We start from the raw sequence: 25330 nt of genomic DNA, 5'->3' as shown, positions 1-25330 counted from the left end.
ACCCGGTAAATCAGGTTGTACCTCTGAGGTAAGCATTGCCTTACCCGTCATTATACTGGGGAATTTCCCCAATTTCAATATCAGGATTTACCCTCGGGCGGCTCTTTGGGCACATAATTAAAGATATCGCCATCCACAAAAGTATCGATCAAACGCTCCAGCCATTTATAATAGGCGACGGCCTCACGCATTTTAGCCTGATCCTCTTGCAGCACCGCTGCCAATACTTCATCATGCTCATGCTCCTTATGGAGCTTCTCGGTTTCATCCAGCGCTTTGCGCAGAACCATAATGTTGCTCTCCACCGATTTTCGCCACTTAATATCAAAGAAGTCCACGAAGCTCTGATACCAATCGTACTCGACTTCATACAGATCCTTGCGGGAACCCTTCTCCCACACTTTGTTTACCATTTTATAATCGAGCAGTGTCCGCACGCCTGTACTCATGCTGGTCTTGCTCATCTTCATTTCCTGTCCCATTTCATCCAGGTTCATCGGTTTATCCGCAAAATAAAGCAGTCCGTATAAATGCCCCGTTGAGAGTGGAATGCCGTACAAATCCATATTTCGTCCAATATTCTCAATGACACGCTTACGAATCTTATGCACGGCTGCCTGCCGTTCATCATCTAAATGGTACAAGCCCATGCTTGCAGCCTCCTCTATCTGTAGCCATCCAAGAAGTCATATCAACCTAACCAAACCAGGTGGACTCGAATTGTAGTGTGAACGATCTCAAAGAAATCTAATCAATCCCAATTCAATACACATTCTCTGATCTATTGTAGGGAAAGCTATTTTAAAAGTAAAGAAGATCGCTCCAGAGGATATAGGAGCATATGGGAGCATATGAAAGGATAACTTTGTACAGTTTTTACTGTACGTACTTTATGTACGGATATAACGTTTGATACTTTACGTATCGGTTGTTACAATGGGTGACATGGGTTTACGAGACGACATCGGTACAGACTCGGTCAATTGGACGCGTCTCTATACATTCTAAAAGGAGGAGTACTTTTGGCTATTCTGCAAGTTAACAAGGTCAGCAAATTGTTCGGCACGAATCCGGAACAAGGGATTCAACTGCTTGAGCAGGGCTGGGGTAAAACGCGAATTGCGAAAGAGAAAAATATAACGGTTGGCGTTAACCGTGTCAGCTTCGACATTCATGAAGGCGAAATCTTTGTCATCATGGGGCTGTCCGGCAGCGGCAAGTCTACATTGGTCCGTTTGCTAAATCGGTTGATTGAACCAACATCGGGTGAAATATTGATTCATGGCAAAGATCTTCGAAAAATGAACAAGGAACAGCTGCGGGAGGTTCGACGCAAGAAAATCAGCATGGTGTTCCAAAAGTTCGCTTTGTTTCCCCATCGCTCGGTTGTAGAAAATGTGGAGTACGGATTAGAGATTCAAAAGGTAGACAAGAGCAAGAGGCGCGAAGCCGCCATGAAGTCACTTGAGCTCGTAGGTTTGAAGGGCTGGGAAGAAAAAATGCCCGACCAGCTTAGTGGCGGGATGCAGCAGCGCGTCGGGCTTGCCCGCGCACTGGCCAATGATCCAGAGATTCTGCTTATGGATGAAGCATTCAGCGCACTCGATCCCCTCATCCGCCGAGATATGCAGGACGAATTGATTGAGCTTCAGGACAAAATGAAGAAAACGATTGTGTTCATCACACATGACCTGGACGAAGCCCTGCGAATCGGCGATCGCATTGCCCTGATGAAGGACGGCTCCATCGTTCAAATCGGAACACCGGAAGAGATCCTGACTCAGCCTGCCAACGACTACGTGGAGCGTTTCGTGGAAGATGTGGATCTGTCCAAGGTGCTCACGGCTTCCCGGGTTATGCGCCGTCCCGAGACCATTACGATGGATCGCGGACCACGCGTTGCACTTGAGCTTATGCGCGAACGTGGAATCTCGAACCTGTTTGTCATTGACCGTTCCAAGAAGCTGCTTGGCGTCATAACGGCCGAAGATGCATCCGATGCGATGAAGAATAACCGCAAGCTTGAGGACATTCTTATCACGGACGGCCCGAGCGTCGGACCCGATACACTGCTGAATGAATTGTTTGAAATTACAAGTATGTCCAAAGTGCCATTAGCCGTTGTGGATGATAACGGCAGGTTGATGGGCGTCATCGTCCGCGGTGCTGTGCTCGGTGCTCTGGCTGGAGAAAGCAAGAGTGGGGAGGTGACGCAAGATGCCTAAGATTCCTCTCGCAAGCTGGGTTGATTCACTGGTCGAATGGATGGGAGACGTGTTCTCCGGCTTCTTTGACGCGATCTCTTTGATCATCGAGAAAATCGTGCAGCTGTTTACGGATCTGTTCATGCTTCCTCATCCGTATCTGTTCATTGTCATTCTGGCTGTCATCGCCTATTTCTTGGGCCGCCTGCCACTGACTTTATTCACGGCGATCGGTTTTCTGCTCATTGATAACCTCGGCTACTGGTCGCAAACGATGAGCACGCTGAGTCTGGTCATCACGGCAGCTTTAATATCGGTTCTACTGGGTGTTCCGCTTGGGATATGGGCGGCTTACAGCAGGTCCGCATCCCGGATTATTATACCGGTTCTCGATTTTATGCAGACGATGCCGGCGTTTGTATACTTACTCCCTGCCGTCACATTCTTCAGTCTGGGTGTTGTTCCAGGGGTTATTGCTTCGGTTATCTTCGCGATTCCGCCAACGATTCGTCTGACTCGTCTCGGGATTATGCAGGTATCCGGTGAATTAACGGAGGCTGCGGATGCATTCGGTTCGACTTCCGGACAGAAATTGTTCAAGGTTCAGCTTCCGCTGGCCATGCCAACCCTGATGGCCGGTATTAATCAGACCATCATGCTGTCCTTGTCGATGGTCGTTATCGCTTCGATGATCGGTGCTCAAGGCATTGGTGCCGAAGTTTATCGTGCAGTGACTCAGCTGCAAATCGGGAAAGGGTTTGAAGCTGGCTTGGCCGTCGTTATTTTGGCGATTGTCCTCGACCGCTTTACACAAAATATATTTAAATCGAAAAAAAGGGGTGCTTAATTTTGAAAAATCAAAAGTTTTGGTTGTCGCTAAGCTTGGTCGCTATTTTAATCCTGTCCGCATGCGGCGGAAACGGCGGTACGGATGGAACTACGGATAATGGAGCAAACAGCGGCTCCACCGCTTCCCTCGGCGAACAAGTAAAGCATGAAATCATCGGTATTGATCCAGGTGCAGGTATTATGAAAGCAACGGCTGCTGCTATCGAGGAATATGGATTGACAGACTGGAAACTGATCGAGGGTTCCGGTGCAGCCATGACGGCAACACTGAATAAAGCTATCAAGAACGAGGATCCTATCATCATTACCGGTTGGACGCCTCACTGGATGTTCGCCAAATATGATCTGAAGTATCTGGAAGATCCGAAAAAAGTATTCGGCGAAGCTGAAGAAATTCACACGATTGCCCGTCTCGGACTGAAGGAAGATCATCCGGAAGCTTACAAATTCCTAAGCAATTTCAAATGGACCTCTGACGATATGGGTCAAATTATGACTGCTATTCAAGAAGGGCAAGATCCGGAAGCTGCTGCTAAGGAATGGGCTGACAGCAACACAGAGAAAGTGGATGCCTGGCTTGAAGGCGTGCAGCCGGTTGAAGGCAAAACTTTCAAATTCAGTTATGTCGCATGGGATTCCGAGATTGCCAGCACCAACCTGCTGAAGGTCATCATGGAAGACAAACTGGGCTATAAAGTAGAGGCGCTTCAGGTCGAAGCAGGCCCGATGTGGACCGGCGTTGCCAACGGCGACGTTGATGCAACCGTAGCAGCTTGGCTGCCATTGACACATGCCGACTACTGGGATAAATTCAAGGACAAGGTCGAAGACCTTGGCGCTAACATGGAAGGTGTAAAAACCGGCCTGGTGGTTCCATCCTACGTGGAAGCTAATTCGATTGAGGATTTAAAATAAATACTTGTGAAGCCATCCCATGGAATATGGGGTGGCTTTTCTTCTAAAGAATGAGTCAAGATTGTCGGCCTGTGTTGGAGAGAGGATGTATCCGTTCCGGTCGCTGTTGAAACCAGGAAAACAGGATGATACTCTTGCGGCATTTTCCCGGTTTCAAAGGCGAACGCCAGGTCTCCTCCACGGATACATCCTCTTTTCTTGACTTCGGCCTCCAATCTTTCCACGTAAAAAGAGCCATCCCATTCATCTTGGGATGGCTCTTTGCGGTGGCGGGACTTGGCTGACCCGTATTCTACACGGTCAGCTAGCCTGAGTTATTGCCAGGCAAGCTGTGAGGTACCCATTGGGACTCACAGGCTTGCCGGCCGCTTCTTGCGGGCTGTAAGTCCCTTTGGGGGACTTGCAGCTTTTGCTGGCGCTTCTTGCGGGCTGTAAGTCCCTTTAAGAGACTTGCAGCTTTTGCTGGCGCGCACGCGGCTAATCTTTTATCGTTACCGTTACTGGCGAGTATTCGGCGATCACGGTTTGACCGTGCACCGATACGCTGCCTTGCGGCGTGAGGTCTTTTTCAGTCATGATGCCAAGGGCAATGGTGAATTTATTGAATTTGATCGGGATGTTGTTCTCCCGGCGAATTTCTTCTCCATTTACGTAGAACACCGCTTCGTCCTCGGCACGGTTATACGTAATTTTGTAAGTATTGAACTCCAGTGGTGTAAAGTGTGTGTCTTCCTCTTTAAAAATACAGAAGTAGCGGGTCTTGTCCGATTCCGGCACCTGAACGCCCGGGAACGGCAGAACAGCATATACGCTGGCATACTTGTCGTTCGAAGCAAAGAAATCCAAGGCTCCGCCGGTGCTAAAATCAAGCAGGTTCAGGGATACATAGCCGTCATACAGGTCGCCAGGCACCGTGCCCTGGGTGCGCGCCCGGATCTGCAGCTCGAAGGTGACCTCACCGGATTCCGGCACTTCCACTTCCTCGTTGGAATAATACATATGCTTGGCATTATCGAGAATTTGGATCTGGTTATTCTGGCGGCTCAGCGGCGCGCGAACGTACAGGATTCCGTTGCGTACGATAACGACAGCATTCGGCTCCCGATACTCCCAGAACGAACCGTCCGGCAGCGGGAAACCGCCGATCTTCCATACCTCGCTCTCGGACAGGATGGAGTGAAAATCACCAAAAACGCGTTGTTGTTCCATCTAATTCCCCTTCTTTCTTACAAAGTCTGAATAATTCCCTGGATGATCAACGACAGGATCAGCACGCCGCCGCAGCGCATGGTGGTCATGGTTGACGCGCCCATTAGCGGTAAATACGCTTCGGAACGGTTACTGTCCTTCAGTCTTCCATATACAAGATACAACGGAATAATCGTAAGCAGTGCTATCAGTGCGTAAGGCGGAAGCGCTCCGGCTAATACGCAGACTATCAAAGACAGGCAGGCCAGCAGCAGCAGAACACGCGAGAAGTTCAGCGCTCTTTTTTCACCCCATACCACGACCAGGGTCTTCTTCCCGGCCTGACGGTCCGCCTGCCAATGCAAGAAGTGATGATTGAACAAAATAAGCGTTGTCAGCAGCCCGATAGGCAGTGACAGCAGCAGCGCCCGTATATCCAGATGTGAGGTTTGAACGTAGTATGCACCCATCACAGGCAAAATACCGAAGGACAGCAAAATAGCAATTTCACTGAAGCCCTTGCCCCGATATCCGAATTGGATGGGCGGTGCGACATAGAAATACGCAATCAATCCGCCAAGTGCACCGAAGACGAATGCCCACCAGCCACTGATTAAACTTAGAATAATGCCGCTCAGTGCAGCTAATCCGAACAGAGACCAGGTGATGAGCTCGAATTTGCGAAGCGACCAGACGCCTTTCGTAAGGAAGCCCGAATTCGTGGAGATGGCATCGACATGCTCCTGCGCTTCCGTATCGGTTCCGTTCTTATAGTCCCACAGATCGTTCACCATGTTGGAGAACAGATGCGCAGCCCCGCTTCCGATCAAAGTCAACAAAAAGAGGCCTATATGAAATTGGCCTGTCCATACATAAGCCCCGAGTGCTCCCAAAGCAACCGGAATCAGCATGACGGGAATGACTTTGATTCGGGAAGCTTTTTTAAACTGTGTAAGGGCATCCACGTTGATATGCTCCTTTCTCTTCTATTAATACAGAATAGAACGCCTGCAAGTAGCTTGCAGACGTTTAGCGTTGTGAAACATAGAACTTGCATAAATAAGAATATCATAATTGTCGAACTTTGTAATCCGTTTGTTAGAACTTGGCTGCCCAGCCATTATACCGATGACCGTTCGATGAGCTCGAAGGCAAGATCCTTGCGAACCGGTTCCTTCAGCTCTCCTTGAATATGTGCATAAACAATCCTGAAGGCCTCCGACCCCATATCGAACAATCGGTTATCAATCGTGGTCAGCCCCAGCATTTTGCCGATCGGCTGATTGTCGAACCCGATAACAGCAAGCTCTTGCGGTACGTTCAGTCCTCTCTTCTCCGCTTCATAGATCAACCCGGCTGCCACATGGTCGCCCGTGACCAACAAGGCACTGGGGCGTTCCTTCATGTCCGACAGCCGATCCATAATGGCAGCGCCGTCCTCAAGATCTATACAGCCATCCAGGATCCACTCCTCGCGGTAAGGCTCCCCGATCTCCTGAAGCACTGCTCCGTATGCCTTTTGACGTGCTCTCGTGCTCGGGCTGTCCAGTCTGCCTACCGTGAATCCGATGCGCCGATGTCCCCGCTCCATTAAATAATGCATAGCGCTGCGAAATGCCTCCGCATGGTTAATATATATAGAAGAAAATAATCGTTCCCCTGCATCCCGGCAGCATACAATCGGTCCATACGTGCAGTAGGCTTCGATCTGTTTAGGAGTAACCGACGACGATAAAATAATGATGCCGTCAATCTCGCGGTTGCGCAGCATCTCCAGCACTTCCAGCTCCTTATCCGGCGCATATCCGGTCTGGCACAGGATTAGGCGATAACTGGCGGCAAGCGCTTCTTGGCCGGCTCCCTCCATCAGTAAGGAGAAGTAGGCATGATTAATAAACGGCAGCATAATGGCAATATTCATCGTTTTACCTGTAATCAGATGAACCGCATTCATATTTCGGGCGTATTTCAGCTGTTTCATCGTCTCCAGCACACGTGTCCGCTTATCTTCACTGACATAGGGATGATTATTCAGGACCCTGGATACCGTTGATACTGATACGCCTGCCAGCTTAGCGATCTCTTTGATATTTGCCATATTCCGTCATGCCTCCTTTTATCCACTGGTTCCTTCCTGATACTATCATGATTGCCTCTCCTATTCAAAGGGAGGCAACGAGCGGGTTAAAGCCACTGAACCAGCATAAAGATCATATCCACTAATTACTTTTTTTGGTACTATGAATGAGTGACGAATGACTTCAGCTCTATGGAGGGATCGGTATGTCTAACCTGTTCAAGACCCTTGGTGCCATATGGCTTATCGGCGGTTTTATTGGAGGGGTCATCGTATTCATCATCATGGAGGGCAATTGGTTAACAGGGATTACTTGGCTTATCAGCGGTGCGATCATGGGCGCATTGTTCTATACGGTGGGCGAAATCCATGAAATCGTATGGGAGAATAATGCCCTGCTCCGGGAGGTGCTTCACCGTCTTCCACAGCAGCCTGGCGATAAGAAGCCTCCCCTTGGAAATTCCAGAGCCAATCTTAGCGCGTTGAAGGATTATAAGATGAACGCAAAAGATTAAGACACCATAAAAGAGTGCTTGCTCTGGTATGCTTTTCATACTTTACACTGAATCTGGGTGGAAACCTTCATTCATTGTCAGCGTGACCCAAAGGGCGTGATGGCAAGAGCAAGGCTTCTGCCTTTTTATCGAAAGACTGAAACTTACATCTTGTCCGTCACGTTATCCTTGTCAAAAGGAGTTGATGGATGATGGAGACATTCGGCAGAGGCTGTTTGTACATTATTATTGGTATGGTTGTGGTGCTGCTGCTGGCCATACTGATCGGGAGCACTATTACAATCCCTTGGTTCATCTTCATTCCGCTTGTCATTATTGCCTTTGCTGTGGCTGCATCCAAGAGCAAGCGGAGGGATGATGATTAGACTCTGGCTTGGAGGTTCGCCTAAAGAACCCTTGACACAGGTAGTATTTTGAATACAGACTCATATCCTATGTAAAAAGAAGAGGGACCCCGCCGGAGTCCCTTTTTCTTTATGCAAAATCTGAATAGGCTTCGGCCGTAAAGCTTTCCGGACCGACGCGGGTAGGAAATAAAGTAATACCACCAGGCACGCTGATCAGAGCCTGATAAATAATAAATCCGGGATTTGGCGGATGGTAGTCGACTCCGCTTCCCGACAGGAGAGTAATCTCCGTGACTCCTGCCAGTAAAGGCAGTGTCTCGGTGGCAGTATAGACAGTTGTTGTTACCCCGCTTACAATACGATTAACCGTCACTGTAAGAGGAGTCAACACCGATAACAAACTGCTCACTGCCACGGTAAAATCAAATACAACTCTTAAATCTGCTCCTGCTCCTGACGTATTCAAACCGAGTGTACCGAACAACTCAGGCGTGGTCGATACCGGGATTGCAATCGATCCGCTTGTAGCAGCATTCAGGGAAACTTGGCTATCCACTAGAAAATTCGCCATTTTATCAAAACCTCCCAACCTTTGAGATATTATAGAGTATGTTGGATTACAAGGATTGGTATAGACGGGCCGGGTATCTATCACTAGAAAATAAATATATTCCATGAAAGACGAGTAATTTGCTGTAAGATTCTATATTTAAATCTATATAAAGACAAAAAAGACTCCTGCCAGGGAGTCTTTTTTAATTAATGACCTAACCAAGACACGCTGCTGTATTCTGGTCATATCTTACTTCGAGATATTCTTAAATGCCTCTGTTTGCTGCTTGATACCAACCTCTGTGGCAAAACGCTCAATGCTGGATGCTCCGAAGAATCCTTCGACACCCTTGGTTCGGGATAATACATACGCTGCATCCTCTGGCTCCGCGATGGGTCCGCCATGGCACAGAATCATAATGTCCGGGTTAACCGCTTTTCCGACATCGCAGATCGCTTGAATCTTGTCCACGCAATCATCCAGCGTCAAGGCCGTCTTGGCACCAATCGTTCCCTTGGTAGTCAGGCCCATATGGGCAACCAGTACATCGGCTCCGGCTTCCGCCATCTTCTTCGCTTGATCAACGTCAAACACATAGGGGGTAGTCAGCATATCCAGCTCATGCGCCTTCCGGATCATCTCAACTTCAAGATCATACCCCATGCCGGTCTCCTCCAGATTGGCACGGAATACACCATCGATCAGGCCTACCGTCGGGAAGTTCTGAACTCCCGCAAAGCCCTGCTCCTTAAGCTGCTTTAGAAAAATATCCATGATCCGGAACGGATCCGTGCCGCAAACACCTGCCAATACAGGCGTATTCTTCACAACCGGCAGCACCTCGTTTCCCATGTCCACCACGATCTGGTTCGCATCTCCGTATGCCATAAGTCCGGCCAGGGAGCCGCGTCCAGCCATCCGGTAACGGCCAGAATTATAAATGATGATGAGGTCCACGCCACCGGCTTCGGCACTCTTGGCCGATATGCCCGTACCTGCTCCCGCTCCCAGTAATACCTTGCCCTCTGCTACCTCTGCCTTTAACTTGGCTAATACGTCCGCTCTCGTGCTCATTGCCATGATATGTTCCTCCTTCAGATATGAATACTTGGTGTATTGGTGAGCTATTGCTCCAATCTTACTTACGCTTCATCAGTTCCATCAATTTATCGGCGGCTGCCACTGCAAAAGCTTGATCGTTAATGTCGGTCTCCATCTCCACCAGTTCCACCTTCTCACGATTGATGCGTTGTCTCAGCGTATTGAACAGCATCTCATCCTCTTGTGCCCCCCGGAATGCCTCGCCCTCCACATCCAGCATGGATACGCCTTGCAGGGGAAGCATCAACACCGTAGGACCCTCCGAAAGATTCAGTTTGTCCGCAATGATCTCGCCAAGCTGCCGGTTCTCCTCCACCGTCGTCCGCATCAGTGTAACCGAGGGGTTATGCTTGTACAGGTTCCGACCCCGGTATGCCTCAGGCACAGTATCATAAGGACCGAAGTTGACCATATCCAATGCTCCAGTTGATACGACCTGCGGTACCTGGCAGCGTCCAGCGGCTTCGAGCCGATGAGGTCCTGCTGCCAAAACGCCGCCGAACAGCTCATCGCACCATTCCGTTGTTGTCAAATCCAGTACACCGTCTATAAACCCGGCATCAATCAGACTTTCCATCGTTTGCCCGCCTGTACCTGTTGCGTGAAACACAAGCACCTCGTACCCATGCCGCTCCAAATGCTCCCTGGCATAATCAATGCAGGGTGTCGTTACACCAAACATCGTTGCTGCAATCAACGGCTTTTTATCCATCGGTGGTGCCGATTCGAACGACACCATACCTGCTACCGCATGAGCTGCATTGGTAAAAATCTTCGTGGAGAACGAGTTCAGACCGGATACATCCACAATGGAGGGAAACATGATAATGTCACTCGTCCCTACGTAAGGTGCCGTATTCCCGGATGCAACGGTAGATACCATCAGTTTCGGAACTCCGATCGGCAAGGCTCTCATGCCTGCCGTTACAATCGACGTTCCCCCTGTACCGCCGAAAGACATAATGGCGTCGAATTTCCCCTCGGCATACAGCTTCGGCACGATTTTTTCCATCCCTTGAGCCAAAACCTCGGTCCCGGCCGACCGGTCCTTCCGGGCAGCGATCTCGCGTATATCCGCCCCAGCCGCCTCTGCAACTTCGATGTTGGATACATCCGGCGCAAACATCGGCTCGAACACACCGCTGTGGATCGTAAACGTTTTTAGCCCCAGGCTCTCGATAACGGATTTCACGTATAAAAACTCGGCACCCTTGGAATCCAATGTTCCCGCTATGGCTATTGTCTTCACCGTACAGACCTCCTCAATGTCGCTTATCAAGATCGTTTGCACCAGTCCTAAAGAGGCCCGGCATGTGATCCCTATACATAAATAATACAGCGCTTTCAAATAAAAAAGATCGTATCCGTGTACGATCTTTATGTATATTTGTCTTCGATGTGCTGACGATAGGTTTGGGGAGAGGTTCCCGCGTACTTTTTGAAGGTTTTGCTGAAATGGACATAGTCGGGATAGCCGACCAGCTCCGCAATTCGAGCGAGCGCCAGCTTGCTCTGCTTCATGATCTCCTGGGCTTTGTGGATGCGGTATTTGGCTATATATTCAGGAAAGCTGCACCCCACTTCTCTGTTGAACAGCGCGCTCAGATGCGTTCTGGAAACATGAATCTGTTCTGCCAGCTCCGTCAATGAAATATTGTCCGCATAATGGTCAGCAATATACTCTTTTACGTAAGTTACATAATCCATCGGCTCCGCGAGGTGTGCAAGCTTATCCATCAGCTGCTGGTCCTGCTCCAGATGGCCGGTCGCCTTGAAGCGATGTGTTGCATCCACGATGGCTTCCTCCGTCGGTGTCCGTTCAAAGCTGGAGCCGCCCACGTAGCCCATAGCCGATGTGTTGTCATACATATACTGGACATCCACCGGCGTGTGGACCGGACCGCCATACACCAGCTTGATCGGCTTCTTGCCCGAAGCGTCACATACGTCAAAAATTTCTCTGGCGATCTCGGCTCCCTTCTCCAGCGACCATGCTTTTTTGGTTCCCATCAAACCGCCCGCCGTGACGCCCAGGTGTGCGCAGATGATATCAGCTCCCGCGTCCAGCATCCACAAGGCATGCTCCGGGTTAAACACAAAAGCCATCGTAAACATTCCATGCTCATGGGCGAGCCGGATGGCTTCTACCTCTTGCCGGTAAGTGATTCCCTCTTCCTCCAGGGCTTCGCGGAATTGCCCGTCGATCAATCCCAGCGTAGGGTAGTTGATAATGCCGGAAAAACCGCTGCTCCGAATTAAATCCAGGTAACCCGGCAGATGAATGGTCGGATCCGTTCCGCACAAACCGAATATAACCGGCGCATCCCGGACCACCGACAGGATCTCCCGTGAACCGAACTCCATCACCATATCATTGCAGTTCGCGTAAGGCATCAGCCCCGCAAGGGAGCCGAGCCCCATCTGCCGGAAACGCCCTGAATTCAGGGCCAGTATAAGATCCGCACCGCCCTTTACCGCATATTTGGCCGAGATCCCGGCTCCGACTGCAACGCCGATGATTCGTTCCTGGGTCTGGATTCCTTTATGTAATGTATCTAAAATCTGTTCTCTGGTCGTTATCAAAGCTACTGGTCCCCTTATCTTCAATGTGACCGGGCTTATATGTATCGTTTCCTAATGCCGCAAACCTATTATAAACCAACTTTAATAGAGACGTTTCTTATAACTGTCCTGAAGCGCCTGGGCAACGGACTCTTCCGTCACATGGTCTTGATTCACATGATCCGCTATAATCCTGGACGGATTCGGCAGCTGTTCTCTGGATAACCAGGAACCAGAATCCCAAACCTGTGAACGCATAAAAGCTTTTGCGCAGTGAATGAAACATTCCTCCACTCGTACCCCAATCCCAAGCCATGGCCTTTTTCCCTGTACGCTCAGCAGGTCAAGCAGGTCCTCATCTCTGATTAAGACGGCGCTGCCATTGATCCGCAAAGTCTCCTTCAAACCGGGAATGACAAACACGAGGCCGACCCTCGGGTTGGACAGTATATTTCGCAGCGAATCAAACCGTCGATTACCCGGCCTTTCCGGAATGACCAACCAGGATTCATCCATGATGTGAACAAACCCCGCCGCATCTCCCCTCGGTGAGACATCACAATAACCCGATGCATCGGAGGTTGCCATAAACAGCAGCGGACTCTTTGCTATGAAGTCTTTACAGTGATGATCCATTCGATCCAACGTTTTATGCTTGACCACATGACTGGATTCCCCGAACAAACCGCGAAGCTCCTCCTCCGATGTCATCACGGATTGAAAAGGTCCTTTTATCATCAGAATCACTCTCCCATTAGATACCTAACTTCAAAAAGTACCTTATCTGTTTCTCATCCTCGGCTGCTGGTACGGTAGATACGGTATAAAAGAAGCTCCCCACAAGTTCACGGAACCTATGCGAAGCCCTTCTTCATTCTTATAAGAACACCAGCAGCAGAATACCGACAACAAAGCAATAATATGCAAAATACTTCAAATTCCCACGCGCCATAATGTTCATGAACCATTTCATTGCAAAATAAGTACAGATCAGTGTAGCTATAAACGCGAGCAGATAAGGCATCATCAGCTTGGAAATGTCAGGATCGGACGCAATATCCGAAATGCCCAGCACCATGCCTCCAAGGCTGATTGGAATATAGAGCATAAAAGAAAACCGCAGCGCTGTCTCCTGCTTCATGCCCACAGCAATCGAAGTGATTACGGTTGAGCCAGATCTGCTAATGCCTGGTATCAGCGCAACAGCTTGGGCCAGCCCTACGATAAGCGCGTCCTTGAAGGACAGGTCATTATCCTGCTTGCGGCCGCGAAGATTCCGAATCAGCCAGAGGGCAACTCCCGTGAACAGCAGCGCGATTCCTACCGTACGTACGGAGGAGAATATCGACTCGATCTGATCCTTAAACAGCAAGCCAATAAGCACAGCGGGGATCGTACCCACAACAATATACAAAATGAACATGAAATCGGATTTATACTCCGGTTTTCGTGTGCGCAAATAATTCAGGCCATTCACAATCAATCTCTGCAGATCCTTGCGAAAAATAAACACAATCGCAATCAGCGACGCCGTATTGGTCAAAATTTCAAATGACAGCCCGTTCTGCTCCATGCCCATTAATCGTTGGGCTACAATCAGATGACCGCTGGAGGATACCGGAATCGGCTCCGTAACCCCCTGCACGATGCCCAGCAGCAAGTACTTCAACCACAAGATCAAATCTTCCATAACTCTCCTACTCTCTTTGAAACATTTGTGTTTCTTATAAAAAACACTAGTCTATCATAGCCCAAAAAAATAGCAACAATCAAACCTCGCCTATGTGTATGTTGATATATTGTAGAGAAACGACAGATTTTGTCGAGTTTTTGTAGAGATCGATTTTATATACTGCTTTAGTGATTTCTTGCGGTTTTTGGAGGAGGCGTCCCTGTTTCATTTCCGCAGGGGATACAACAATATGAGAGTAGAAAGGGGTAAAGTTTTGAAAAGATTTGAATCAGGACCAAGGCGCAGCGCCAAGAGCTGGATCAGCTCCTGCCTGGCATTTGTGTTTTGTTTCACTGCTGTTTTTCCGCTATGGTCGACCGGTACAGCTTCAGCGGCCGCGAATGTAGCAGTGGATGAGACGAAAAACTACATATCACTCAAGAATACGGATTTTTCGTCAAACAATCCGAGGGTCGGAAATTATGCGAATTTTGCGTACCAAACCGAAACACCTCCAACCGGCCTAACCCAATTGGGTAAAGTCATCGCTAAAGACCTGCAGTATAACTACGGTGTGAGAACCAGCACCGCTCCATACAGCGATTCTCAAATCAAGAGCCCAAACAATATTGTGGGCTTCAAGGATGCCGGAAACGGCCTGTTTCCGATGCGTCTGGCTACCAACAAGCCGGAATCGTTTGGAAGCATGTTTAACAAAGAGCGCGTAACCTTATCCAACAACCGCTCATTCAGTACGTATTTCAGTTTTAAAATGCATGGGGGAACCCAAGCGGACGGCATCGTGTTCGTGGTACAAACTGCGTCCAACGAAGCAGGTGCCAGCGGCGGCGGGCTCGGTTATTCCGGCGTAGCCAAGAGCATCGGTGTGGAATACGATACCTGGTACAACAAGGGTCTGGACAACGGCACACCGCGGAATGATCCCCGAGCTATTGGAACTTCAAGCGGCAACCGCGCCTCCCACGTAGCCCTCGTCCTGGACGGCAACGTGGATCATGATGCTCAACCGAAAGGTGCGGTCGACGGCAAGAACATCGCCAATATGGATATCAAAAAGCTGTCCCTTGCCCAAACTCCCAGCGAGGCGGCATCGGATCCGTACAAGCTGTTCCATACCTGGATCGACTATGACGGACTGACAAAGAAGTTTAATGTCTATCTGATCCGCGAGAACAATAACGGCACCTATCTTGTGCCTCAAGTCGGAACCGACGGCAAACTGGTTATCGCCGGGAACGAAGTTGCAACCCAGGAGGTTACCCAATTCCCGTATTTGGAAAATGGACAGCTCGTATCCCGTACTTCGGGCGGATCTGTCATTCCCGTGAAACCCATCATGTCTGACACGCAGGACCTTTCGTCCATGCTGCTTCAGGATGATGCCTACATCGGATTTACGGCAGCCACGGGCGGTTCCTATCAGGACCATGACATCTATTCCTGGCAGTTTAACAACTACAGCGGACTGATTGTGCCTGGCACGAATCAAGGACAACAGGAAGTAGAGCAGGCCCCGACCCATATCCAAATTGTAAATACGGTGCCTTTAAGAAATGCAAGCGGCCTACCTGTTTTCTTCCAGAAGGATACTAATGGCAGTAACGGCGTACTGGGCGTTAAGCCTGTGACCGGTGCAGCCGGAGATACTCCAATGGACGGCATAAAAGCCGGGGGATCTACTGCAGAGATCCAAGCGGAGGTCCGAACTATCGATGGAGACCTTATCGCCGGTTATCCGGTTACCTTCTCCATGTATTATGTATTGGCAAATACTCAGGTCGACATCGGCAGCGGACGCAAGGTATGGTCCGAAACGCTTGCCGACGATTCCGATATGTATCTGACCGCAGACGGGTACGAGGTTCGAACACAACGTTATGATCGGAATGGACAAGAGGTTCTGGTCCGGGAAATCACCGTTCCGAGTGATGCCAACGGTGTTGCCAGCGTCAACCTCTGGAACCTTGGCGACTACCCGCACCTGAGCTATGCCAAGGCACGGATCGGCGGCGAGCTGAACGGCAAAGTGTATGGCGGCGGCAACTTCGATACGACGCCTGTCTACTTCGAGTCAGGAAGCGCTCCTGTCGTCACAAATGCCAAGGTCGGTGACGACCGTAAAACGATTGTCACCACACTTGATATGCCGGTAACTTACGATCCTCATGATACCGGCGGCTTTTACATTGAAGTTCCTGACCCGGCGGATCCCTCAGCAACGGTGAAGATTCCGCTTGTTGTAAAGGGGCATGCCAAGGACTCTCAGGATGAAGACGATCCTTTCCGGCTTGTACTGGAGATCGATGCCGATTCTCCCGACTATCCTCCAAGCCTGCCGGTGGATTATGTGATACCTCCCAATGTGCAAACGCCCTTGAACTATGACAAGGATAAGGGCTCTGTCACCGGAACCGGTACAGGCGGCCTCCCATTAGAGAGCTTCCCGGTCAATGGAGGCGTTACCGTGCCTGTTGAGAACCGCTTTGCTCCCGTAAATCATGAGGTCGTGAATACTCAGGATCGCGACTCGATCCGCATCACGTTCCCTGATTCTATCGAACCTGTGGCAGCTAATGCTATGACCGCGTTCACAGTGACGATTAACGACGGTGTTCTGCCGCCGGTGAAACTGGCGTTGACGCCAGCGGGAACTTCATTCACGCAGGATACGGACAAGCATTTAACGCTTAAGCTGGATCTGAACAGCGCTCCTGGCGTACCGCCAGCTTGGAACGGGAAGATCCCACTGGCTGCTGAAGTGAGCATTTCGTATGAGCCCGGTAAGCTGAATGCTGCTGACCTCATTAAGAAGGCCGACGGTTCGAACGAGCAGCTGGATCTGTTCCTGAACGACCCGGTGCGCAACCAGATGCAGCCGACAGCGGCTGAAGTGATCAATGATGAGTCACGCAACAAGGTCAAGGTGGAATTTGCGGAGCCGCTGAACGCGGCGAGTCTCCCTGGAAGCGCCCCGGCATTTAGCTTCAAGCTTGATGGGATCGCTGCTCCGGTGAGTGCAATAAATGTGGAGATGGATCCGGCCGATCCGACAGGCCAAACGCTGATCTTCACGTTGGATGCTGCCAATCTGCCTGCAACAGGCATTCCTTTCAAAGCAGATGACAGCGCGCCAACCAATATCACCATGAATTACAGCACAGGCATTGCCGGTGCAGATATCAAGGAACTCCTCCCCCTTCAGCGCAGTCTGGGATGGCTCGAACATTTTGATGTCAAGAACCAGACCTCGGCTTTTGAACCGGCCGCTGCTGCTGTGGGTACAGACCGCAATACCGTGACCGTCAAATTTGAACGGACCGTGGATGTGATCGGTCAGCCCGAACTATCTCTCACATGGGATAACGGTGCCACGGTATATCCGGTTGATATGATCGGAAATGGGACAACGGATCAAGATACCCTGGTTCTGGCTCTCCCGAACGGTATCGAAATACCGGAGAACGCCAATGTACAACTAACGTATACTCCCAAGGCAGGGGATCGCATTATCGATCATCTTGACCCGTCTCGTGTTCTGCGGCCGCTTGGACCGGTTTCCGGGGTGAACGGAGACTTTCCGGTAAGCAATGTGGGGATTGCCATAACCGCTCCGGCAAACGGCTCCACGATTCAGCACATTACACTGCCTGTTCAGGGGACTTACAGGGATGCTGGCACTCCGGTTCATGATCATGTTGTGGTGACTGTGACTGGCGCAACCTATGGTCCTGTAAATGGAACCGTAACCGTTCTTCCTAATGGAGAATGGACATTTACGCCAGACTCGTACTGGAGAGACGATATCTATACGGTGACAGCCACCGCGAAGGACGTACTCGGCAAAATCGTGGATGACACCATGACCTTCACCGTTGTCGGACCTCGCATCTCGGTTACTGGCCCTATGCAGTATGGTCAACACATTCAAGGTCCCGTAACCGTAATTACCGGTATGATCGAGTCTTCTGCCGATCTGATTGAAGTTGAAGTCAGAGATGGACTGGGCCAATTGATTCCGGGGCAAGCCCTTAAGCTGTCAAACGATCCGGAGCGCTGGACCTTCATACCGGATGAGCCGATAGCTGCTGACGGAACCTATACCGTTATCTCCAAAGGAAGAGACACGAATGGTGATGAGTTTTCCAGCGAAGCCTATCCTTTTACCATCGATACGGTTGCACCTGTAGTTACCATTGATTCACCGGCAGACGGCTACATTGGAAGTCCAAACGCCCCGGTGGATAAAATCGTTGTGAGTCCTAATGAACCCGCCACCAGCGTAACCGTTTCGGTCTACGACCGGAACAATCGCGTTGTTGCACAAGGCCTGGCTATTCCGGGTCCCGGGGATCAATGGACATTCACGCCGGATCGTCCGATCTCCTCTGTCGGTACGTACCGTGTAGAGGCTCTTGCCATGGACATGGCTGGCAATCTGAGTACGGTGTCGATCCGTACGTTCACCATCCGGTCGGCCAACTCCGGAGGTTCCGACGATTCAGGCTCTTCCGGCGGCATTGGAATACCTATCCAACCTCAGCCAAAGCCTGACCCTGAGGCACCAAAACCGGTGCCCATTGATCTATCAGCCGTAAATGTGAACCTGGAGATCAGCCGCTCTATCCATCCGGATGGAGGCCAGGCCTCTGTAAAATTAAGCTACAAGAATCTTTCCGGCTCCACCGTTCATGGTGGACAAATTGAACTTATCCTGCCAAAAGGCGTTGAAGTCATCGATGCCGCCGGCGGTAAAGTGATCGACGGCAAGATCGTATGGGACGTAGACAAGCTGGATGCCGGCCAATTGAAGAGTTATCATATTAAACTTAAATGGCCACAACTGGCTCAAGGCGTAGATGAACAAGCATTTACGCTGTCCGCTCAATATACAGCATCTGGAGACCATGTATCGGGCAAAGCCAATAACGATCGGCTTCAGCTGCTCGTGTATGGTGCAAATGCGGGAGTTTTGAAGCATGAGCGTTACATTCTTGGCTTCCCGGACGGCGACTTCAAGCCGCATAAATCATTGACCCGCGCCGAGCTTGCCGCTATTATCGCAAGATTGCTTGGGGATTACGAGAGTGCAGCCGACAGCTATAAGGATGTACCGGAAGGCCACTGGGCCTATTCATACATCCGTACCGTCACCAAGCATCAAATATTTGAAGGCTACCAGGATGGCTCCTTCCATCCGGACCAGCCTGTCAGCCGGGGCGAGCTCGCCTCTGTCATGGCACGTTATTTGAAGCTGGACCAAGCGACGTCGCTGGAGCTTCACTTCAACGACGTAACGGCAGGCAGCTGGTCTACCTCCGCCATTGAAACACTGGCTCGTCACGGTATGCTTCAAGGCTATTCGGACGGAACCTTCCGACCGAACCAAGCCATCGTCCGTTCCGAAGCAGTAGCCTTAATTAACCGCATGCTGTACCGCGGACCGCTGGTGGACATCGATCCTACCTGGCCGGATGTACCTAAGAGCTTCTGGGCTTTTGGTGACATCCAGGAGGCGTCCGTCTCCCACCAATCCGCCCGCAAAGAGCGGAATGGCGAGATCGTGGAAGCCTTTAAAGAACAGTTGAACGACCTCGTAAAATAAAAATAAACCCGCCTCCGGTTCAGCGATCTACCGGAGGCGGGTTTTTGCATGCGTTTATGGTCTGTACAACCATATGCAGACAAGAGAAGCCCCTCTAACCACGGAATTAGAGGGGCTCCTGATCTATATGTTAAGAGGTGATTCCATCATAAGAGATGTAGCTTAATGGAACCTTAAAGCTTCATTAGGGGGACATAAAAAGTGTGGGTGGGTCATCGACACTGTGCCAAGCATCGAGAACGTCCGGTATTCATCAGAAATAGTTCTTTAATCCTACCGAATTCTATTTTTCTACATTTTCTTCTTTTTTCAGATTAATTATAGAAAAATATACCTGGTTCTGATAGACTACTTTGTAATATCCTTATTTTTCTCTTATAAGTATAACGGAAACAAAGATGCACCAGATTGACAACAAGCGGAATCATTTCCGGTGGAGCAAATACCCTAACCGATGGGGACTTAAGAAATGAGAAGAACAAATGAAAAGCACAGTAAAATCAACGATATTCATTCTATTCCTATTGGCCCTTCTTACTGCGTGCGGTGCTGAGGAAGATACAACCGGAACTTCATCCGTTCCTGCACCAGCAGAAAACGAAGTGGTGAACAATACAGTTTCTGCAAGTACAGAAGCAAAAGAAGAAACCCAACTCTTTACGGGTGAGAGTTTCTCGTTTTCTTACCCATCATCCTGGAAAGACGCAGACCTTAACATACCTCAAGTTGTTGCTGCATTTGTAAATCCTAATCCCAAGGGAGGTTTTGTTGATAATTTAAATTTGATTATCGAGGAATCATCTGCCACCCCTGAGGAAGCGGCTAATTTATCGGCGCAAGGTTTATCGAATGGAGATGGCGGGGAATTAATTCAAAATTACAAGAAGTTGAATTACGTCGACGTTCCAGAGAAAGCAGCGGGAATTTTAGAGGCTGAATACACTCACGGAGAGTTAAACCAACAGGTAGTATTGACTCAATATTTTGTTTCCAATGGCAATGCGCTTTATACTCTTTCGATTTCCTACTCCAAAACGTCCTACGATAACGGTGGAAAAGCGACGATCCAAAACATATTGGACTCATTCAAGATTACAGAAAGTGCTATGAATAGCATTGATACCAGTGCAAACGCCGACAGTAGTCTTGAGGGCTTTACGGAAGAAAATATATTTGCCGAAATGATGGCTTACATTATCCCTACGGAAATTGAAGACGGAGCTCTTGATGAAAAAACGTATAACTATATTATTCAACATCATCAGTTATTCCCAGCGGTAACACCTGAGGATCAAAAGAGTGCAAAGGCTGAAGTCGATCCAACAATTACTTCACGTCACCTCCTCAAAAATTTAAATCCTTATCTTGATAAAATGATGGAGGTAAGTGGCTACGTTATTGATATCACAGAAGAAGAACTCGACGGGGGCATTACCATTGCAGAAATACACATCATCGATGATAACGATAACTCCATCGTTGGTTTTTATGCCAACTCTACGGGCGATATTCTGGAAGACGACTATGTAACTTTGCGAGGAGTGCCGGCAACATATTATTCATTTGATAATATTAGTGGTGGAACCACCATTTCAATTCTTCTGGGCGTTTCGACTATTGATAAGGTTGAATAAACGATTAGTGTTCCTGGACATGCCCTGTTCCAGAATAATGATATGGATTCAGAAGAAAAAGCACCGCGCAGGTGCTTTTTTTCTTTATTGTTTATAAATGATTAAAATATCATATGTTCCATCGGCAGATGAAAGCTTAACATCCTTGACATCATCAGGATGAAGTTTATAGAGGAACTCATTAACCTGATCCTGCAGCTGATCCAAATCAGAATCGCTAAAGAGTTCAACTTTCAATGTTTTTAGCATGTAAGCACCCCCCCACTACAAACTTCGACATCAGTCGGGTTTTCCCTGCCTGGAATGGAGCAAATGGCTATCCTGTTGTTCATGCGACTTGTTTTTTATCGAACGGAAATAATCTCATCGATCTTAATCCAATGCCATTCACGGTCAGCCATGGACAGCTTGATCTCTCGTCTAACCGTATGAATAAGAACGACAATGCCTGTCAGCTCCTTATCCTCGTACTCATCGAATAATCGAACTTTAATTGCAGTATGCTCGTGAAAAGACTCGGCCAACGCGCTTTCGATCAATTCCATTTCCTGTGGATCCAATGTCGGTCGTTCTTTTCTTCCCTCTTCCAGTTGTCTTCGAATAATGGTTTCTTTATGCTCTGGAAGCATCATCCGACTTGATTCCCATAACCCGTTACCCTCCAGCTTTTTTCGTGTTTTCATTTATAGTGTCCTCCTATCTTAGCTGATCGGTCCAGCGCTTGGCCTGCATCTGTCTTGGATACCGCTCTAATAACAATCGAATTCCCATATTTATTCTTAAGGGCATCCGTCACGCGCTCAAGAGCCATCGACCGCTCCCGTCCTGTATCAAACAAAGACATTTGATATTCCGTATCCGGGGAAAACTGCGACAAACTAATACCCACCCTCCGGATCGGCAAGCCGTCCCAATAGGACTCAAGCAGCCGACATGCCCAGCGATAAACCTGGTTCGTTATATTCGAGGGATCATCCATCTTCATTTGTCGGCTAAATCCTGTGGGACGGTCAAAGTCAGCCCCCATACAACCGACTGATACTACATGCCCCATAAAACCAAGACCACGGCATCGCTGGCAAACCAGCTCCGTGAGCTCAAGCAGCACGACCTTGATCTCCTCCAGCTTTGCATAATCACGAGGCAAGGTCATCATATGACCGACTGACTTGGGGTCTACCTGGTGCGTTCCCGGACGCACGGGGCTATCGTCGATTCCATTAGCGATGCGCCAATACATTTCAGCGGAGATATCGGAGTTTTTGCCAAACTTACGACGCATCATTTGTTTTAGCTTAGAGAGGGGAGTCTGAGCAACGCTGCCGATCGTAGGCAAACCCATTACGTTAAAATGGCGCGTCATCTTGCTGCCGGCCATAAACATGCTGCTCACCGGCAGTTTCCATAAGGTATCTGCAAGCGTATCCTTTGACAAAATGTAGAGTCCCGACGGATTCTTTTTCGCAAAGTTATCACATGCCGTCTTGGCAAGTATTTTGGTTTCGGCAATTCCAAACCGAGCACGAACACCTGTCGCCTCCATGACGTGCCGCTGAATGATCTGGGCCAGCTCCACTGGCGTTCCATAGAGGTGTAAGGAACCCGTGACATCGAGAAACTGTTCATCAATGCTGTAGGGCTCGACCAAATCCGTGTAGCTTTTATATATCTCAGTAATCTGCATCGAGACGTCTATATACTTTTGCATACGTGGTTTGATGACAACGAGGTCTGGACATTTGGCAAGCGCCTCGCCCAGCCTCTCGGCTGTCGTTATTCCTTTTTCCTTTGCAAGTGGGCATGCAGCCAACACGATTCCTGAACGCCTTTCCGGATCACCAGCAACTACCAGGGGGCGATTTTTATACTCTGGATGATCGGCTTTTTCAACAGAAGCATAAAAGGACTGGCAATCCGCCAGCATGACTACCCGGTTGTTTGATTTCAATGCGGCCCCCCCTTGTCTGCAATGTTCAGCCCTAAATAGGTATAGGACCTCTGCTCAATTTCCGCTTCAATCAGTCCCCAAAGCATGGACAGTTTATGGTGGTATCCTCTGCACACAAATTCAACTTCAATGCCTAGATTGGTCTTTCGATGCTGGTACACTTTTAAGTCATTCTCACGCATGCTCCTTCGCGCTGCCGTTAAATCGGCTAAGGCTGCAGTCTGTAAACGGTCGATCATAACACGGGTCACTTCGGATGTCTTTAAATCAGATTGGCAAAGAACACTGCGATCATTTTCCAGTACATCAAGCAATAAAGGCAATAATGTGTAGTCCTTTACTAACTTGCTTTCATCTGGCTTAAGTCCAATGCTCAACATATTTATATCCACCTCGCAATGGGAACATTCGTTTGTATTATATGCGAACATTCGTTCTTTTATCAATGTAAATTTACTCCAAACCAAAAACAGCTCCTGCGAAAAGCAGCAAGCTGTTCCCATTCCATTCATTACAGGCTTCACTTCAACAGCCAAACGAATGAATATATAATATTGAACTAAATCTGCAAACATCCGAAAAAGGTGGTTTTCCCCCTCACTTGTAGTATTATTGTTTCTAGGTAAGGGAGTGACTGCTAGTGAAAAAAGTAATACTTCGGTGGATCATTGCTCTCTCGGCATTGTACTGTCTGGGACATATTTTATTTGATTTTAAAGAAACACGCCCCATGCGGATCATTACGGGGGCAATTGAAATATCATTCTTTGGAAGCATACTGCTCTATATGAATTTGAAAACGAAAGAGGAAAAAAGCAATCATTCAACAGTGCAAAAAAAATAAACCATGCTTGCAATTATGCGGAAGAGTTATTTTATCGATAATTTTTACATAAAACGGGGTGTTTAGGATGAAAACTATAGGTCTTATTGGCGGCATGAGTTGGGAGTCATCACAGCTCTACTACCAAATCATTAATCAATATGTAAAGGAAAGTCTAGGCGAGCATCATTCTGCAAGAAGCCTCATGTATTCGGTGGATTTCCAAGAAATTAAGAATTTGCAGCATCAAGGGAACTGGGATGAGGCTGCGAGAATTATGATTGATATAGCACAAAAACTTGAAACGGCTGGAGCGGATTTACTTGTCATCTGTACGAATACCATGCATAAGATGGCAAAAGAAGTTGAAGAATCGGTATCGATTCCGTTAATCCATATTGCGGATTCGACAGCAGCGAGAATCGTTACAGATGGAATTAAGAAGGTCGCGTTATTGGGTACTGCATTTACCATGGAACAAGATTTTTACAAGGGCAGACTTACAGAAAAGTTTGAGCTCGAGGTTATTGTGCCAAATGAAGACGATCGATTGGTTATACATGACATAATCTATCAAGAGCTTTGTCTTGGCATCATTAGTGAAGAGTCTAAGCAAACCTACTTAAAGATCATAAATCATCTTATACAACAAGGCGCAGAAGGTATTATTCTGGGATGTACAGAAATAACACTGCTCATCTCACAGGATGATTGCAATATACCCGTATATGATACAGCAACACTCCATGCTAAAAGTGCTGTTGACTTTGCTTTAAAAGAGACCCTCCATCATAGTTGATTAATGCAAGGGCCCTTGTTACGCGAAATAGAACGTTCATAAAAAAGTGGATAACTAAAACTTGGTCTATCACTTTTTTTGCATATAACCACAACCGAACTTAACTGCCATTACTTCTATATAAGTTCATTGTTATAAAAATATGGTCCACACATTGATTCATGGGTATGTACGTAAGTCCATTTGAAACTCTTGTCGAATATATAGATATCTTGCTCAGAATCAAAATTGGCCGATACTACATCCTTAGCTTTTTTATACTCAAATAAGATATCGGGGGAGTTTTGATACATAACATATAATTCATTTTTAGTAAGAATATCAAATGCATCCCTCGCTGCTTCTCCTTCTAAACACTCTTTCTTTTTGTAGCTAAATATGTGCCACTTATATTGATGATAATGGATCTCTTTTTTGATTTCATCGCTAATGTTTTTAGCAAAAGCCCTATCCCATAATTCAGGCAGCGAGAGAAGTTCGAAGATTTTGTTTGCTTGTCGTGGTGATGTCGCCACGCCTA

At 48.4% G+C, this 25330-nt stretch carries 24 protein-coding genes; 9 read left to right on the top strand and 15 right to left on the bottom strand.

The window, feature by feature from the left end; genetic code table 11:
- Positions 1–80 precede the first annotated feature (80 nt).
- Entirely contained in the window at positions 81–650 is a 570-nt protein-coding gene (locus tag B9D94_RS04965) for a GbsR/MarR family transcriptional regulator (RefSeq protein ID WP_006212396.1), read from the bottom strand.
- A gap of 372 nt (positions 651–1022) precedes the next feature.
- On the opposite strand from B9D94_RS04965, the gene B9D94_RS04960 reads away from it, so the two are divergent.
- From B9D94_RS04960 to B9D94_RS04950, 3 genes are read left to right on the top strand one after another with little or no spacing between them, the layout of a single operon-like run.
- Positions 1023–2225: a quaternary amine ABC transporter ATP-binding protein gene (locus B9D94_RS04960; protein ID WP_006212397.1), complete on the top strand. Its 1203-nt coding sequence runs from the start codon at positions 1023–1025 to the stop codon at positions 2223–2225.
- Positions 2218–3051, top strand: coding sequence for an ABC transporter permease (locus B9D94_RS04955; protein ID WP_006212398.1), 834 nt, complete (start codon positions 2218–2220; stop codon positions 3049–3051). The genes B9D94_RS04960 and B9D94_RS04955 overlap by 8 nt, the downstream gene beginning before the upstream one ends.
- Before the next feature lie 2 nt (positions 3052–3053).
- Positions 3054–3968, top strand: coding sequence for a glycine betaine ABC transporter substrate-binding protein (locus B9D94_RS04950; RefSeq protein ID WP_006212399.1), 915 nt, complete (start codon positions 3054–3056; stop codon positions 3966–3968).
- A 477-nt stretch (positions 3969–4445) separates the two neighbouring features.
- Here the strand turns inward: B9D94_RS04950 and B9D94_RS04945 are convergent, their stop codons facing one another.
- The 3 genes from B9D94_RS04945 to B9D94_RS04935 all read right to left on the bottom strand — a co-directional run bounded on the left by B9D94_RS04945 (position 4446) and on the right by B9D94_RS04935 (position 7254).
- Positions 4446–5177, bottom strand: coding sequence for a DUF6081 family protein (locus tag B9D94_RS04945; protein ID WP_006212401.1), 732 nt, complete (start codon positions 5175–5177; stop codon positions 4446–4448).
- A 17-nt stretch (positions 5178–5194) separates the two neighbouring features.
- Positions 5195–6121: a prenyltransferase gene (locus B9D94_RS04940; RefSeq protein WP_148246546.1), complete on the bottom strand. Its 927-nt coding sequence runs from the start codon at positions 6119–6121 to the stop codon at positions 5195–5197.
- 155 nt (positions 6122–6276) lie between these two features.
- Complete coding sequence (locus B9D94_RS04935) at positions 6277–7254, bottom strand: LacI family DNA-binding transcriptional regulator (protein ID WP_148246545.1); 978 nt, start codon at positions 7252–7254, stop codon at positions 6277–6279.
- A gap of 185 nt (positions 7255–7439) precedes the next feature.
- Between B9D94_RS04935 and B9D94_RS04930 the strand changes: the two genes are divergently transcribed.
- Together B9D94_RS04930 and B9D94_RS30875 are read left to right on the top strand one after the other, a co-directional pair.
- Positions 7440–7748: a hypothetical protein gene (locus B9D94_RS04930; protein ID WP_148246544.1), complete on the top strand. Its 309-nt coding sequence runs from the start codon at positions 7440–7442 to the stop codon at positions 7746–7748.
- 188 nt (positions 7749–7936) lie between these two features.
- Positions 7937–8113 carry a hypothetical protein gene (locus B9D94_RS30875; RefSeq protein WP_155984628.1) on the top strand — a complete coding sequence of 59 codons (177 nt, stop codon included), beginning with the start codon at positions 7937–7939 and terminating at the stop codon, positions 8111–8113.
- Between the two features lie 109 nt (positions 8114–8222).
- Here B9D94_RS30875 and B9D94_RS04925 read toward each other — a convergent pair whose 3' ends face one another.
- From B9D94_RS04925 to B9D94_RS04900, 6 genes are all read right to left on the bottom strand, one after another.
- Entirely contained in the window at positions 8223–8666 is a 444-nt protein-coding gene (locus B9D94_RS04925) for a hypothetical protein (protein WP_006212405.1), read from the bottom strand.
- A gap of 231 nt (positions 8667–8897) precedes the next feature.
- Complete coding sequence (locus B9D94_RS04920; RefSeq protein WP_148246543.1) at positions 8898–9728, bottom strand: phosphoenolpyruvate hydrolase family protein; 831 nt, start codon at positions 9726–9728, stop codon at positions 8898–8900.
- Positions 9729–9786: 58 nt separating this feature from the next.
- Complete coding sequence (locus B9D94_RS04915; protein WP_076153384.1) at positions 9787–10998, bottom strand: Tm-1-like ATP-binding domain-containing protein; 1212 nt, start codon at positions 10996–10998, stop codon at positions 9787–9789.
- Between the two features lie 128 nt (positions 10999–11126).
- A complete protein-coding gene (locus B9D94_RS04910; protein WP_194166103.1) occupies positions 11127–12332 on the bottom strand; it encodes a phosphoenolpyruvate hydrolase family protein in 1206 nt (401 codons plus the stop codon).
- An 81-nt stretch (positions 12333–12413) separates the two neighbouring features.
- On the bottom strand, positions 12414–13049 hold the full coding sequence (locus B9D94_RS04905) for a pyridoxamine 5'-phosphate oxidase family protein (protein ID WP_006212409.1): 636 nt from the start codon (positions 13047–13049) through the stop codon (positions 12414–12416).
- A 139-nt stretch (positions 13050–13188) separates the two neighbouring features.
- Entirely contained in the window at positions 13189–14001 is an 813-nt protein-coding gene (locus tag B9D94_RS04900; protein WP_036642621.1) for an undecaprenyl-diphosphate phosphatase, read from the bottom strand.
- Positions 14002–14257: 256 nt separating this feature from the next.
- Between B9D94_RS04900 and B9D94_RS04895 the strand changes: the two genes are divergently transcribed.
- Together B9D94_RS04895 and B9D94_RS04890 are read left to right on the top strand one after the other, a co-directional pair.
- Positions 14258–19606, top strand: coding sequence for an S-layer homology domain-containing protein (locus B9D94_RS04895; RefSeq protein ID WP_172963906.1), 5349 nt, complete (start codon positions 14258–14260; stop codon positions 19604–19606).
- A gap of 482 nt (positions 19607–20088) precedes the next feature.
- The gene (locus B9D94_RS04890) at positions 20089–21240 is read left to right on the top strand and encodes a PsbP-related protein (RefSeq protein WP_148246541.1); all 1152 of its coding nucleotides are present in this window, start codon (positions 20089–20091) and stop codon (positions 21238–21240) included.
- Positions 21241–21324: 84 nt separating this feature from the next.
- On the opposite strand, the gene B9D94_RS04885 is transcribed toward B9D94_RS04890, so the two are convergent.
- The 4 genes from B9D94_RS04885 to B9D94_RS04870 all read right to left on the bottom strand — a co-directional run bounded on the left by B9D94_RS04885 (position 21325) and on the right by B9D94_RS04870 (position 23763).
- Positions 21325–21489 (bottom strand): sporulation protein Cse60, encoded by a 165-nt coding sequence (locus tag B9D94_RS04885; RefSeq protein WP_006212415.1) that lies wholly within the window; start codon positions 21487–21489, stop codon positions 21325–21327.
- A 95-nt stretch (positions 21490–21584) separates the two neighbouring features.
- Positions 21585–21923, bottom strand: coding sequence for a YolD-like family protein (locus tag B9D94_RS04880; protein ID WP_148246540.1), 339 nt, complete (start codon positions 21921–21923; stop codon positions 21585–21587).
- Positions 21920–23188 (bottom strand): DNA polymerase IV, encoded by a 1269-nt coding sequence (locus tag B9D94_RS04875; RefSeq protein ID WP_228030047.1) that lies wholly within the window; start codon positions 23186–23188, stop codon positions 21920–21922. Before B9D94_RS04875 ends, B9D94_RS04880 begins: the two co-directional genes overlap by 4 nt.
- Positions 23185–23763: a YhjD family protein gene (locus B9D94_RS04870; RefSeq protein WP_228030048.1), complete on the bottom strand. Its 579-nt coding sequence runs from the start codon at positions 23761–23763 to the stop codon at positions 23185–23187. Before B9D94_RS04870 ends, B9D94_RS04875 begins: the two co-directional genes overlap by 4 nt.
- A gap of 65 nt (positions 23764–23828) precedes the next feature.
- Here B9D94_RS04870 and B9D94_RS04865 point away from each other — a divergent pair, with 65 nt between their 5' ends.
- The gene (locus tag B9D94_RS04865; RefSeq protein ID WP_006212431.1) at positions 23829–24032 is read left to right on the top strand and encodes a hypothetical protein; all 204 of its coding nucleotides are present in this window, start codon (positions 23829–23831) and stop codon (positions 24030–24032) included.
- Between the two features lie 67 nt (positions 24033–24099).
- On the top strand, positions 24100–24810 hold the full coding sequence (locus B9D94_RS04860; RefSeq protein WP_148246539.1) for an aspartate/glutamate racemase family protein: 711 nt from the start codon (positions 24100–24102) through the stop codon (positions 24808–24810).
- A 116-nt stretch (positions 24811–24926) separates the two neighbouring features.
- Here B9D94_RS04860 and B9D94_RS04855 read toward each other — a convergent pair whose 3' ends face one another.
- Complete coding sequence (locus tag B9D94_RS04855) at positions 24927–25325, bottom strand: DUF4275 family protein (protein WP_253806108.1); 399 nt, start codon at positions 25323–25325, stop codon at positions 24927–24929.
- Positions 25326–25330 lie beyond the last annotated feature (5 nt).

The organism is Paenibacillus sp. Cedars (assembly GCF_003184205.1).
Lineage (GTDB): Bacteria > Bacillota > Bacilli > Paenibacillales > Paenibacillaceae > Paenibacillus_AQ > Paenibacillus_AQ glucanolyticus.
The sequence above is the reverse complement of the archived record's forward strand: the minus strand, read 5'-3'. Positions and strand labels throughout refer to the sequence as shown.